The organism is Nonomuraea sp. NPDC003201, assembly GCF_053590415.1.
Genome location: NZ_JBSFTC010000306.1, coordinates 1 through 12,368, shown reverse-complemented (window position 1 = coordinate 12,368; position 12,368 = coordinate 1). Strand labels below are relative to the sequence as shown.

Here is a 12,368-nt window from a genome sequence, read left to right as displayed (position 1 = left end):
GCTCGGCGTAGGCCGTGCCGCGCGCGCCCGCGCCCACCACGGCCAGGGTGATCGGCCGGTCGAGGGCCTCCCCGACGTGGTCGCTCAAGTTGATCATCCTTTGACCGCTCCCCCGGTGAGTCCCTTGACGAAGTGCTTCTGCAGCGCGAAGTAGAAGATGAGGATGGGCAGGGCCGACAGCACCATCAGGCCGAACATGTCGCCGTAGTCCCGCTGGAACTGGCCGAGCGCCCGGTAGACGCCCACGGTCACCGTGGTGCCGCCGGCCGGGCCGAGGATGATGAGCGGGTTGAGGAAGTCGTTCCAGATCCACACGCCCAGGAAGATCAGCACGCTGGCCGTGGCCGGGCGCAGCAGCGGGAAGACCACCCGCCAGAACGTGCCGAACGGGCCCGCCCCGTCGATCGAGGCGGCCTGCTCCAGCTCGACCGGGATGGCCCGGATGAAACCGGAGAAGACGAACACCCCGAACGGCACGTAGTAACCGACGTTGAACAGCACCAGCCCGCCGATCGTGCCCATCAGGCCGGTCAGGTTGAGCACCTGCGTGACCGGGACCAGGATCACCTGCGGCGGGATCATCAGCCCGGCCAGCAGCACCAGCAGCGTGATCCGCGCGAAGCGCGACGGGGTGCGGCAGATGTAGTGGCCCAGCATGGCCGACACGACCGTGAGGATCACGATCGACAGCAGGGTCACGGAGACGCTGTTGATCAGCCCGTTCCAGAACAGGTGGTCGGGGCGCGTCAGCGCCTGCGTGAGGTTGTCCAGCGTCGGCGGGATCGGCGGCGCCGCCGGGGAGGCGGTGATGTCCGGCCCGTGCTTGAAGACGTTGGCCACGACCAGGTAGAGCGGCAGGAAGAACGCGCCGGCCACCACGATCGAGACCAGCGGGCGCAGCCACTTCACAGGTCCACCTCCCTGCGGTTGAGCAGGCGCAGCGCGACGGCGGAGACCGTCGCGACGATCACGAGCATGAGGATCGCCATCGCCGAGGACTCGCCCGTGCGGTTGGCGGTGAAGCCGACCTGGATGACGTTGAAGGCCACGGTCGCCGTGGTGCCCAGCCCCGGACCGCCCGCCGTCAGCACCTGGACGTGGTCGTACGCCTTGAACCCGGTGATCAGCAGCATCACCGTGTTCGTGGTCAGCGCGGGCGCCAGGAGCGGCCAGGTGACCTTGCGGAAGCGGGTCCAGGAGCCCGCGCCGTCGATCGCCGCCGCCTCGTGCAGCGACTGGGGCACGCCCTGCAGCGCGGCCAGGTAGACCACCGAGCAGAAGCCGAGCATCTGCCAGCTGATGATGAAACCGATGGAGTACAGCGCCAGGTCGGGATCCGACAGCCAGCCGACGCGGACCCCGAGCAGCCGGTTGATCAGGCCCTCGTCCTGCAGCATGGCCATCCACACCACGCTCACCACCACCGAGCTCAGCACGACGGGGACGAAGAAGACGCTGCGCAGCGCCCGGTAGAGCCAGCCCGCGCGGTCGAGCAGCACGGCCACGCCGACGCCGGCCACGTTGGGCACGATCACGATGATCAGCGTCAGGATCGTGGTGACCTTCAACGAGGTCAGGAAGGACGGGTCGGCCAGCAGGCGCAGGTAGTTGTCGGGCCCGACGAAGCGCGTCCGCGTGGCGAACAGGCTGGCATTGGTGAGGCTGTAGCCGAAGCTGAGCAGGATCGGCGCGAGCACGAAGCAGGCGTAGACCAGCACGCCCGGGGCGACGAAGCTCAGCAGGTACGTCAGTCGCTGCCAGGGGACGGCCGCGGTGCGCGCGGCGGCCCGCTTGTCGAGGAACATCTACCGGCCGCCCGCCTTGACCCATTCCGCGTCCAGCGCCTTCGCCGCCGCGGCGCCGCCGGTCTTGCCCGCGATGATCTCCTGGGCCAGCGCGAACACCTTGTCGCCCACGCCCGGCAGCAGGGAGTCGTCGCCGGTCTCGACCGTGAAGGCGTTGACCGCCTTGCCTGCGTTGAACACCTCGAGCGTGGCGTTGTAGACCGGGCCCATCGGCGGCGGCCGATAGCCGTTGATCGCGATGATGGCCGCGTCGCTCCTGACGAGCACGTCGTTGTTGGCGGCGTCCTGATTGAACTCCAGCGCGAACGTCCTGGCCGCCTTGAGGTTCTTGGATCTGGCGTTCACGATGGGGCCGCCGCCCGTGTACGAGGGCACCACCACCTGGCCGTCGTCGGTGGGCCAGGCGAAGACGCCGATCTCGAACGGCGGCTTCCCTGCGTCGGCTGCGGCGGCGAACCAGGACCCCATCGGGTACATCGCGCCCTTGCCGTCCAGGAACGCCTTCTCGGTCGACGGGTAGTCGCGCGACAGCCCGGCCTTGTCGACGTACCCCTTCCCGACCAGGTCGGCGAACTTCTGGGTCGCCTTGACGAAGGCCGGATCGCCGAACCTGACCTGCCCGGCACGCCGCTTGACCAGGAAGTCCGGCTGCCGGGCGTAGACGTCGGCGCCGACGAGCGCGATCCAGATGTAGCCGGCCGCGAACGCGTCCTTGCCGCCGCCACCCACCACGAACGGGTTGATTCCCTTGGCCTTGAGCCTGGCCGAGACGTCGAGCAGCTCCGCGTAGGTCTTCGGCGGCGCGTCGACGCCGGCCTCGGCGAAGAGCTTCTTGTTGTAGTAGACCAGCGGGGTCGGCTGGGAGTTGTAGGGGAGCTGGTAGATCTTGCCGCCCAGCGGGTTGGAGCGCGGGTGGGCGTAGTTCTTCAGCTCCTCCTCGCTCCAGGCGTACAGGTTGCCGCTCTCCGCGAGCCCGCTGGGCGCGATGGCCTGCATGACGTCGGGCAGCTGACCCGAGGCGAGCAGCTGCTTGGCGTACGCGTTGCGCTCGCCCGCGCTCGGCGCCACGAGCTTCTTCACCGCGATGTCGGGGTGCCTGTCGGTGACGCGCTTGATGGCCGCGTCCCAGTACTCCGGCGTCAGGTTGGGCGTCTCGAACACCAGGAAGGAGATCTCCTTCCTGCCGTTCGCCACTGGCTGCTGTGACCCTGCCGGCGCGCACGCGGCGAGTGTCAGGGCAGCGGTGGCCAGCACGATGGCCTTGTTCACCTGGGGTCCTCTCTGGGGGGTGGCCGACCGGCGGCACCGCGCCGCGGGTGGGTCTTATTTTTAATAGTTCCTCAAATAATTCGCAATGCCCTACCATCGGATCGTGACCTTGACCGGACAGGATCCGGCGCTCCTGCGCCGCCTCAACGCCGCCGCCGTGCTGCGCACGCTGCACGCCGCGGACGAGCTGACCCTGACGCAGCTCGTGAAGACCACCTCCATCTCCCGGGCGACCGTCGAGGACGTCATCGCCGGGCTCGACGAGCTCGTCGAGGAGGTCGGCATCAAGGTCGGGGATCCGCGCCCGGTCGGCCGGCCGGCCAAGCGCTTCCGCTTCCGCGCGGACGCCGGCCACGTCGTCGGCCTCGACATCGGCCCGCACAAGGTCCTGGCGCTCACCGCCGACCTCAAGGGGCGCATCGTCGACCGCAGGCGCACGGTCGTCGCCCCCGAGACCGGCACCGCCGACAGGATCGCGGCGGCCAGGTCGGTGGTGCGCAGGACGCTCCGCGCGGTCGGGGTCGAGCCCGGCCAGGTACGCGCGCTGGGGGTGGCCACCACGGGCGTGGTCGACCCCGCCGACGGCCGGATACTGATCAGCGACCGGCTGCCCGGCTGGGCGGGCGTCGACCTGCCCGCCGCGCTCGACGGCCTCGCGGACGGCCCGGTCCTGGTGGGCAACGACACCAACCTGGCCGCGCTGGCCGAGCACTGGTGCGGCGCCGCCGTCGGCGCGAAGGACGTGATCTGCCTGCTGGCCGGACGCAGCGTCGCGGCGGGCCTGCTCATCGGCGGCAAGCTGCACGCGGGCCGCAACGGCGCGGCGGGGGAGATCGGCGTCATGCGCGCCTTCGGGTGGTACACCGCGTTCGACCGATTCCTCGCCTACGGCGGGGACGCCCCCTCCGGGGAGGCGGCCAAGCGGGTGTTCGAGGCCGTGCGGGAGGGCGACGCGGAGGCCGCGGCCATCGTCCGCGCCTTCGCCCGCGACCTCGCCAAGGGCGTCGGCGCCGCCGTGCTCACGATGGACCCGGAACTGGTCGTCCTGGGCGGCGGCCTGTCGGGCGCGGGCGAGCTGCTGGCCGCGCCCCTGCGCGAGGAACTCGCCGAGCTCTGCCTGTTCCCCGTCCGCGTGGAGAGCTCGGAGCTGGGCGGCGATTCCGTCGCGCTCGGGGCGGTACGGCTGGCGCTCGACCACGCCGAGCACGCGATGTTCGGCGTGGGCCCCGCATGACCAGCGGCCCACCGCCGTCCGGTTCGTGCCACTGACCGATCGGCTCCTCCATGGGCGCCAAGGCCAACGTCGGCCTGTGACCGTATGAACGCCGCCACCAGCCGGCCGGGCATACTGCAACCGAAAATCACCACGCGGGAGACGCCGACGCATGAATACGCCACCATCGCCACCTGGAGCGGAGCGGGCCGACGGATCACCCGTCCAGATCGGCGCTCTCGTTCCGCTGACCCGGCCGGGCTGGGTCGAGGCGGGCCGGCACCTGCTCGCCGGACTGGAGCTGGCCGTTCGTGACGTCAACGACGCCGGCGGGATCGCCGGAAGCCGCCTCGAGCTGGTGATCCGGGACACCGCGGCTGATCCGCGGAAGGCCGCGGCGGCCGTGGACGAACTGGCTCGCCTGGACGTGGCCGCCTTGGCGGGGGAGTATCACAGCGTCGTCGCGCGCGCCGCCGCCGCGTCTGGCAATGGGCCTGGACGCCGGTCCAGGTCGTTGATCGAGATCCGGCGGAACCCGATCGCTTTCGGGTCCTCCACACCGGCTGAGAGAGCACGGACGGTCACTATCGACCTCTGAGCGGAAGCGGAAGGAGTCAGCGTGCGAGTCGTCGTCATCGGTGCGGGGGTGGTCGGAGCGGCGGTCGCGGCGGGACTCACCCGGCGCGGCGCGCAGGTCACCGTCCTGGAGGCGCGTACTCCGGGATCCGGTACGACCTCCACGTCCCTGGCGTGGGTCAACGCCAACGACAAGACACCCAAGGAGTACTTCGACCTCAACCACGCCGCCGTCCGGGCCCACCACCGGCTCCCCGGCGACTGGTTCTTCCCCACGGGCAACCTCGAGTGCGCGGTCTCCGACGAGCACAAGGAACGCCTGGAGGCCCGCGTACAGCGGCTGGCCGGCATGGGCTACCCGGTCGAGCGGATCACCGCCGCGCGCGCCTTGACCCTGGAGCCCGATCTGGTGCCGCCGCCTCCCGGCACCGAGTTCGTGTTCTTCCCCGAGGAGGCGCACGTGCACCCGCTGCGGCTCCTCGGGCGCCTGCTCGGCGAGGCCCGCGACGCCGGGGCCGCGCTGGAGTGCGGGGCCGAGGTGACCGCGATCGAGACCTCGTCGTCGGGCGTCACGGTGACGGCGGCCGACGGGCGGGCCTTCGACGGCGACGTGGTGGTCACCTGCGCCGGGCGCTGGACGCAGGGGGTGGCGGCGCTGGCCGGGGCCGAGGTGCCCATGCTCGACCCGGCCGTGTCCGGCGCGGTCACCAACGGTTTCCTCGTCACCACGACCCCGGTGCCCGCCCGCCTGTCCCGCGTGCTCCACTCCGACGGGCTCAACCTGCGGCCGGACGGGGGCGGGCGGCTGCTGCTGCAGTCGCTGCCGCTGGACGGGCGGGCGGACCCGGCCGTCCCGGTGCCCGGCGACGTCCAGGACTCGATCCTGGCCCTGATGTCGCGTGTGCTGCGGGCCGTGGACGGGGCCATGGTGGAGCGGGCGGTGGTCGGCCGGCGGGCGATGCCGGGGGACGGGCTCACGGTGGCGGGTTTCGCGGACGCGGAGCGGCGCGTGTACACGGTGGCCACGCACAGCGGGGTCACGCTGGCGCCGCTGCTCATGGGGGAGGTGGCGGGGGAGGTGTACGGCGAGGAGTCGCCGCTGCTGGCGCCGTTCCGGCCGTCCCGCTTCGCAGACGGCACCGCCGGGCCCGCCCCTGTCCCGGCGCGGCGGCCGGGACAGCAGTAGGGTCACCCGGTCGGCGGGATGTTCTTGAGGAACAGGATGCCGTCGGTCGTGTGCACCTGTCCGGGGTCCAGGGCGAAGTAGCCGGAGCTCGTGTCGGTCTGGGGAGTCAGCTCGATGCCCTTCAGCGCCCCGGCCAGGCGTTCGGAGGCGATGAGGTAACCGTCGTGCGGCAGGGCGGCGTGCAGGACGCCTTCCAGGGTGTCCGGAGGGGTCGCCGCGCCGCCCGCGGTCGAGGCGATGAAGGCGTACGCGTCGCCCAGCTGGGCCGCGACGATCGAGCCGGCGCTCCACCACTCCAGCAGCAGGTCGCCGCCCTGCCAGCCCGCCGTCTGCCAGACGCTCCTGTCCCGCTGGAGGTGCCGGTTGTGGGCATGGACCAGCGCCGGGCCGTAACGGGGTGCGAGGGCCAGGAGGTTCTCGGCCATCATCGTGTCCCGCAACCCCATGAGGCGCATGACCCGGGCCGGCGACGTGTCCGCCATCCCCGCGTGGTAGCGGAGCAGGCCCGTGGCCGTACGCCCGAACAGGCAGGCCCGCCACCACGCCTCCCGCGAGGTCGCGGCGATCAGGCGCGGTGACTCCGCCGTGAGCAGGGCCACGAGGTCGTCCGCCATGAGGCGCAGCTCGACGGCGTCGGGCGAGCGGCCGACGGACTGCGCGGGGTCCATGGTGGCGGCGGGGTTCGTCCACCGCGAGTCGGCGCCGAGCAGCCGGTCGACGGTGTCGAAGGACGGCACGTCGAGATGGGCGGCGAGATAGCCGTGCAGCCCGGCGAGGGCCGGACGAGGGCTGCCGGGCCCGGCCAGCTCGAGCGGCCCGTCGAAGCCGAAGAAGCGGATCCGCTCGGCCGCGGGCCGGTGCCGGTTGTGCTCCCGCATCCAGCTCACGAGCTCCCGGTCGGCGGCCGAGCCGCCGAGCCCGTGACTGAAGCCGCGCCGCAGGACGTCGTCGAGCGTCCCCACGCCCTCCGTGACGTACGCGTCCACGACCAGCGCCGCGAGGCAGTCGCTCTCGATCGCGATCGACCGATGGCCCTCGTGCTCCACGAGGTGGCGGAAGACCTCGTTGCGCTGCCGGAGGAACGCCTCCTCGCCGTGCGTGGGCTCGCCGAGGCCGAGCAGGCGCGGAGGAGCCGGGAACGATCTGAGCAGCTTCGTGATCGCGGCGCCCTCGAAGGGCCAGCCGGAGTCAAGGATCGCGGATTCCATGCCTTCAACCGTATCGTTGAACCTTCCATGTAAACTTTTCCCATGCCCCGCGAGCGACTCCGGCCCGTGGACCTGGCGCGCGAGCACGGCCTGTCCACGCAGGCGATCCGCAACTACGAAGAGGCGGGCATCCTTCCGCCGGCCGCGCGCACTCCCCACGGCTACCGCACCTATACCCCCGTCCACCGGGAGGCCCTGCGCGCCTTCCTCGCCCTGATCCCCGGCCACGGCCACCAGACGGCCACCTCGATCATGCGGGAGGTGAACGGAGGCGCGGTCGAGGAGGCCCTGCGGCTCGTCGACGAGAGCCACGCGCAGCTGCTCGACGACCGCCGGACGCTGCAGGCCGTGGAGCGGGCGCTGCGCGACCTGACGGCGGAGGAGAGGCCCGGAGCGCCGGCGCCGGTGGAGCGGCCCGGGCCCGGTGGCGTCACCTTCATCGGCCCGCTGGCCAGGAGGCTCGGCATCAGGCCCGCGACGCTGCGCAAGTGGGAGCGCGCCGGGCTGGTCAACCCACGCCGCGACCCTCAAACCGGCTACCGCGTCTACACGGCCGCCGACGTGCGCGACGCCCGGCTGGCCCACCAGCTCAGACGCGGCGGCTACCTGCTGGAGCAGATCGCCCCGCTGCTCGCCCAGGTGCGCTCCGCCGGGGGGATCGCGCCCCTGGAGGCGACCCTGCGCGACTGGCAGACCCGGCTGACGGCCCGCGGTCGCGCCATGCTGACCGGCGCCGCCGGGCTCGACGCGTACCTGAGCCACCCCGGGGGTCCCGCCACGGTCGCGGAGGATTAAGATACAGGTCAGCTCTGTATCCTAATTGGCCATGACAGGCAGACGGGAACACGCCATGGGTGCCTACGTGCTCGGCTTCCACGACATCGACAAGACGCTTCTCCCCCTGGTCGGCGGCAAGGGGGCCAACCTCGGCGAGCTGTCCGCCGTCGAGGGGGTGCGGGTGCCGCCGGGCTTCTGCGTCACCACCGAGGCCTACCGCGCGGTCGTCGAGTCGGACGCGACGATCGCCGCGCTGATCGACGGGCTCTCCGGGCTGCGCGCGGACGACCGTGCCGGGATCGCCGAGGCGTCCGCCCGCCTCCGGGAGGCCGTCGAGACGCTGCCCGTACCGGCCGAGATCGAGGATGACATCCTGCGCCGCCTCGGGGAGCTCGGCGACGTGCCCTGCGCGGTGCGCTCCAGCGCCACCGCCGAGGACCTGCCGTCCAGCTCGTTCGCCGGGCAGCAGGACACGTACCTGAACGTCAGGGGAGCGCCGGCGGTGCTCGCGAGCGTGCGGCGCTGCTGGGCCTCGCTGTTCACCGACCGGGCGGTGGCGTACCGGATCAAGAGCGGCTTCGAGCACCGCGCGGTGCGCGTGTCCGTGGTCGTGCAGCAGATGGTCTTCCCCGAGGCGGCGGGCATCATGTTCACCGCCGACCCGGTGACGTGCAACCGGAAGGTGGTCTCGATCGACGCCGGGTTCGGCCTCGGGGAGGCGTTCGTGTCGGGCGTGGCGAACGCCGACAACTACCGCGTACGCGCGGGCGAGATCACCGCGCGCAACGTCGTCACCCAGGACATCGAGCTGCGCCCGTCACCGGACGGCGGCACGGAGGAGCGGGAGATCGAGCCCGCCCGCCGGCACGTGCAGACCCTGAGCGACGAGCAGATCCTCCGCCTCGAACGCCTCGGCCGCCGCATCGAGAGCCACTTCGGCCGCCCGCAGGACATCGAGTGGGGCCTGGCCGGCGGCGAGTTCCAGATCCTGCAGAGCCGCCCGATCACCACCCTCTACCCGGTGCCCGGGACGGCCGACGGCAAGAACCACGTCTTCATGTCGTACGGCCACCGCCAGATGATGACCGACGCCTTCAAGCCCCTGGGCCTGTCGCTGTTCGCGCTCCTGCACGACCGGCTGGGCCGCTCGGCGGGCACGGTGTCCGGCAGCCGGTTCTACAAGGACGTCTCGCCCGAGCTGTCCTCGTCGTGGGCGCGCGCGGTCACGCTCAAGAGCCTCGGCCAGGTGGACGTCCTCATGGCCAACGCCCTGCGCCAGGTCCTGACCAGGAAGGACTTCGTGCGCGACCTGGCCCACGGCAAGACCTCGATGCTGGACTTCGGCGAGGGCGGGCTGCTGCCGATGGCCCGCCAATATCTGAAGATGTCCGGCAAGGACGACGCCGAGGCCGTGCCCGAGCTGATCGCCGAGAACGAGCGGACGGTCGAGGAGCTGCGCCGCGGCATCGCGGGCAAGTCGGGGGACGAGCTGTTCGCGTACATCCTGGACGACCACGACGTGCTGGCCCGGCTCACCTTCGACCCGCGCAGCGTGGCGGCGGCCTTCGTCGGCATCCAGGCGGTGAACTGGGTCAACAAGCGCATGAAGGCCTGGCTCGGCGTGCAGAACGCCGCCGACGCCATCGCCCAGTCCGCCGACCACAACGTGGTGGCCGCCATGGGCCTCGACCTGCTGGCCGTCGCGGACGCCGTCCGCCCGTACCCGGCGGTGGTCGAGCACCTCGAACGCGCCGGCCGGGACACGCTCCTCACCGGGCTCGACGGCCTGGAGGGCGGTCCCGAGGCCCGCCGCGCCCTTGAGGGCTACCTGCGCACGTACGGGATGCACTGCTCGGGCGACATCGACATCACCCGGACCCGGTGGAGCGAGGACCCCACCCAGCTCGTCCCGCTCCTGCTGAGCAACGTCCGCAACCTCGCGCCCGGCGAGCGCGCCCGCAAGGTCGAACGCGGCCGCGCCGAGGCCGAGAGCGCCATCGCCGGCCTGCTGGAACGCCTCAGGGCACTGCCGGGCGGCGAGCGGAAGGCGAAGAAGGCGGCCCGGCAGATGAGCCTCATCCGCCACTTCATCGGCTACCGCGAGTACTCCAAGCACGCCCTGCTCCAACGGTACGAGCTGTACAAGCGGGCGCTGCTCGCCGAGGCCGCCGAGCTCGTCGCCCGCGGGGTGATCAGGGAGGCGGAGGACGTGTACTTCCTGTCGCTGGAGGAGTTCAGGGAGGTCGTGCGGACCGGGAGGATCGACCCCGCGCTCATCGACGAGCGGCGGGAGGCGTTCGAGGAGGACCGGAAGCTGACGCCGCCGCGCGTCATCACCTCCGAGGGCGAGGTGATCTCCGGCGAGTACGACACCGGCGCCCTGCCCGAAGGCGCGCTGGCCGGCATCGCCGTGTCGTCAGGTGTCGTCGAGGGGCGCGCCCGCATCGTGCTGAGCATGGACGAGGCGGACGTCGAGGAGGGCGACATCCTCGTCACCGTCTACACCGACCCGAGCTGGTCGCCGCTGTTCGTCTCGGTCAAGGGCGTCGTGATGGAGGTCGGCGGGGTGATGACCCACGGCGCCGTGGTCGCCAGGGAGTACGGCCTGCCCGCGGTCGTCGGCGTGGAGAACGCCACCCGGCGCATCGAGGACGGCCGGCTCATCCGCGTCAACGGCACCGAGGGCTACATCGAACTGCTCTGACCCCGGTGCGGCCGCGTCACCGGCGCGGCCGCACCAGGAAAGGTCAGCGGACCTTGGCGAAGAACGCGCGCAGGTCGGCCGCGAGGCGGCCGGGCTGCTCCATGGCGACGAAGTGGTGTCCGGCCGTGTTGTCCTCCGGCCAGTGCAGGATGGTGTTGTGCCGCTCGGCGAGCCGCCGGATCCCGGGCGGCCCGCTGTAGACGCCGGTCGGCGCCGCCGTCTGCCCCTTCGGCCAGCCGAAGCCCGTGCTCTCGTAGTAGGGCCAGGACGAGGTGCCGAAGGTCCCGGTGAGCCAGTAGAGGCTCACGTTCGTCAGGAGGAGGTCGCGGTCGATCACCTCCTCCGGGGGCTTGGCCGCGACGGTGAACTCCTTGAACTTGTGCGTCATCCAGGCCAGCGCCGCGACCGGGGAGTCGTGCCAGCCGTAGGCGAAGGTCGCCGGCGCCGCGCGCAGCAGCCCGTGGTGGTCCACGCCGTTCATCCAGTCCTGCTCCTGCAGCCGCGCGAACGCCGCCCGCTCGTCCTCGGTCATCTCCGGGACGTCGTCCTGGGTGGGGAAGCCGAGCCCGCTGATGACGTAGACGCCGATCACGTGCTCCGGGTCGGCCGTGGCGACCTCCGGGGCGACGTACGCGCCGTAATCGCCGCCCTGGGTGCCGTAGCGGTCGTACCCGAGGCGGCGCATCAGCTCCGCCCAGATCCGCGCCACGCGCGTGACGTCCCAGCCCGTCTCACGCGGCGGCGCGGAGAACCCGAACCCGGGCAGCGACGGCACGACCACGTGGAACGCCTGGGCGGGGTCGCCGCCGTGCGCGCGGGGGTCGGTGAGAAGCTCGATCAGGCCGGCGAACTCCACGAAGGAGTTCGGCCAGCCGTGCGTGAGGATGAGCGGCATGGCGTCCGGCTCGGCGGAGCGCACGTGCAGGAAATGGATGTCCTGACCGTCGATCTCCGTCATGAACTGCGGGAACCCGTTCAGCCGCGCCTCGTGCCGGCGCCAGTCGTAGCCGTCCCGCCAGTAGGCGGCCAGCTCCTCGAGGTGGGCGGCGGGGACGCCGCGGCTCCAGCCCTCACCCGGCAGCTGCCGGGACCACCGGGTACGGGCCAGCCGGTCGTTCAGGTCGTCCAGGTCGGCCTGGGGGATGTCAATGTGAAAAGGGCGGATCTCGGTGCCCATGATTGTCCTCCTGCGGTCGCGATGACGTGCCGACAGTAGGAGCCATCTAGGTCGATCCATGTCCTACATGGCACGCATACTTGGAGTCATGAGCGACACCCCCGCACGGCTGCTCGCGCTGCTGTCGTTGCTGCAGAGCCCGCGCGAATGGCCCGGCAGCGAGCTGGCCGAACGGCTGGAGGTCAGCCCCCGTACGGTCCGCCGCGACATCGACCGCCTGCGCGAGCTCGGCTACCCGGTGCAGGCGACGATGGGGGCGGCGGGCGGCTACCGGCTCATCGCCGGCAAGGCCATGCCGCCGCTGCTGCTGGACGACGAGGAGGCGGTGGCCATCGCGGTGGGCCTGCGCATGGCGGCCGGGCAGCCGGTGGACGGCATGGAGGAGGCCTCCGTGCGCGCTCTGGCCAAGCTGGAGCAGGTGCTGCCGGCGCGGCTGCGGCAGCGCGTCGGCGC

Annotated in this window: 11 protein-coding genes; 6 read left to right on the top strand and 5 right to left on the bottom strand. The window is 71.8% G+C overall.

Going from position 1 to position 12,368, the window contains the following annotated elements:
- Positions 1-93: 93 nt before the first annotated feature.
- Genes ACWDX9_RS51035 through ACWDX9_RS51025 form a run of 3 tightly spaced genes read right to left on the bottom strand, consistent with a single transcriptional unit; the run spans position 94 to position 3,074 of the window.
- Complete coding sequence (locus ACWDX9_RS51035) at positions 94-909, bottom strand: carbohydrate ABC transporter permease (RefSeq protein ID WP_449968801.1); 816 nt, start codon at positions 907-909, stop codon at positions 94-96.
- Positions 906-1,805: a carbohydrate ABC transporter permease gene (locus tag ACWDX9_RS51030; protein WP_449968798.1), complete on the bottom strand. Its 900-nt coding sequence runs from the start codon at positions 1,803-1,805 to the stop codon at positions 906-908. The genes ACWDX9_RS51035 and ACWDX9_RS51030 overlap by 4 nt, the downstream gene beginning before the upstream one ends.
- Complete coding sequence (locus ACWDX9_RS51025) at positions 1,806-3,074, bottom strand: ABC transporter substrate-binding protein (protein ID WP_449968796.1); 1,269 nt, start codon at positions 3,072-3,074, stop codon at positions 1,806-1,808.
- 103 nt (positions 3,075-3,177) lie between these two features.
- Between ACWDX9_RS51025 and ACWDX9_RS51020 the strand changes: the two genes are divergently transcribed.
- From ACWDX9_RS51020 to ACWDX9_RS51010, 3 genes are all read left to right on the top strand, one after another.
- Complete coding sequence (locus ACWDX9_RS51020) at positions 3,178-4,308, top strand: ROK family protein (protein WP_449968794.1); 1,131 nt, start codon at positions 3,178-3,180, stop codon at positions 4,306-4,308.
- 151 nt (positions 4,309-4,459) lie between these two features.
- Positions 4,460-4,885, top strand: coding sequence for an ABC transporter substrate-binding protein (locus ACWDX9_RS51015; RefSeq protein ID WP_449968791.1), 426 nt, complete (start codon positions 4,460-4,462; stop codon positions 4,883-4,885).
- A 21-nt stretch (positions 4,886-4,906) separates the two neighbouring features.
- On the top strand, positions 4,907-6,049 hold the full coding sequence (locus ACWDX9_RS51010; RefSeq protein WP_449968788.1) for an NAD(P)/FAD-dependent oxidoreductase: 1,143 nt from the start codon (positions 4,907-4,909) through the stop codon (positions 6,047-6,049).
- Positions 6,050-6,051: 2 nt separating this feature from the next.
- Here ACWDX9_RS51010 and ACWDX9_RS51005 read toward each other — a convergent pair whose 3' ends face one another.
- Positions 6,052-7,257 carry an erythromycin esterase family protein gene (locus ACWDX9_RS51005; RefSeq protein WP_449968786.1) on the bottom strand — a complete coding sequence of 402 codons (1,206 nt, stop codon included), beginning with the start codon at positions 7,255-7,257 and terminating at the stop codon, positions 6,052-6,054.
- A gap of 42 nt (positions 7,258-7,299) precedes the next feature.
- Here ACWDX9_RS51005 and ACWDX9_RS51000 point away from each other — a divergent pair, with 42 nt between their 5' ends.
- Entirely contained in the window at positions 7,300-8,052 is a 753-nt protein-coding gene (locus ACWDX9_RS51000) for a TioE family transcriptional regulator (RefSeq protein ID WP_449968783.1), read from the top strand.
- 31 nt (positions 8,053-8,083) lie between these two features.
- Positions 8,084-10,738, top strand: coding sequence for a rifamycin-inactivating phosphotransferase (rph, locus tag ACWDX9_RS50995; protein ID WP_449968781.1), 2,655 nt, complete (start codon positions 8,084-8,086; stop codon positions 10,736-10,738).
- A gap of 43 nt (positions 10,739-10,781) precedes the next feature.
- Here rph and ACWDX9_RS50990 read toward each other — a convergent pair whose 3' ends face one another.
- Positions 10,782-11,915: an epoxide hydrolase family protein gene (locus ACWDX9_RS50990; protein ID WP_449968778.1), complete on the bottom strand. Its 1,134-nt coding sequence runs from the start codon at positions 11,913-11,915 to the stop codon at positions 10,782-10,784.
- Between the two features lie 88 nt (positions 11,916-12,003).
- Between ACWDX9_RS50990 and ACWDX9_RS50985 the strand changes: the two genes are divergently transcribed.
- Positions 12,004-12,368, top strand: a 365-nt coding sequence (locus ACWDX9_RS50985; RefSeq protein ID WP_449968775.1) for a helix-turn-helix transcriptional regulator, incomplete at its 3' end; no start/stop codon positions are given.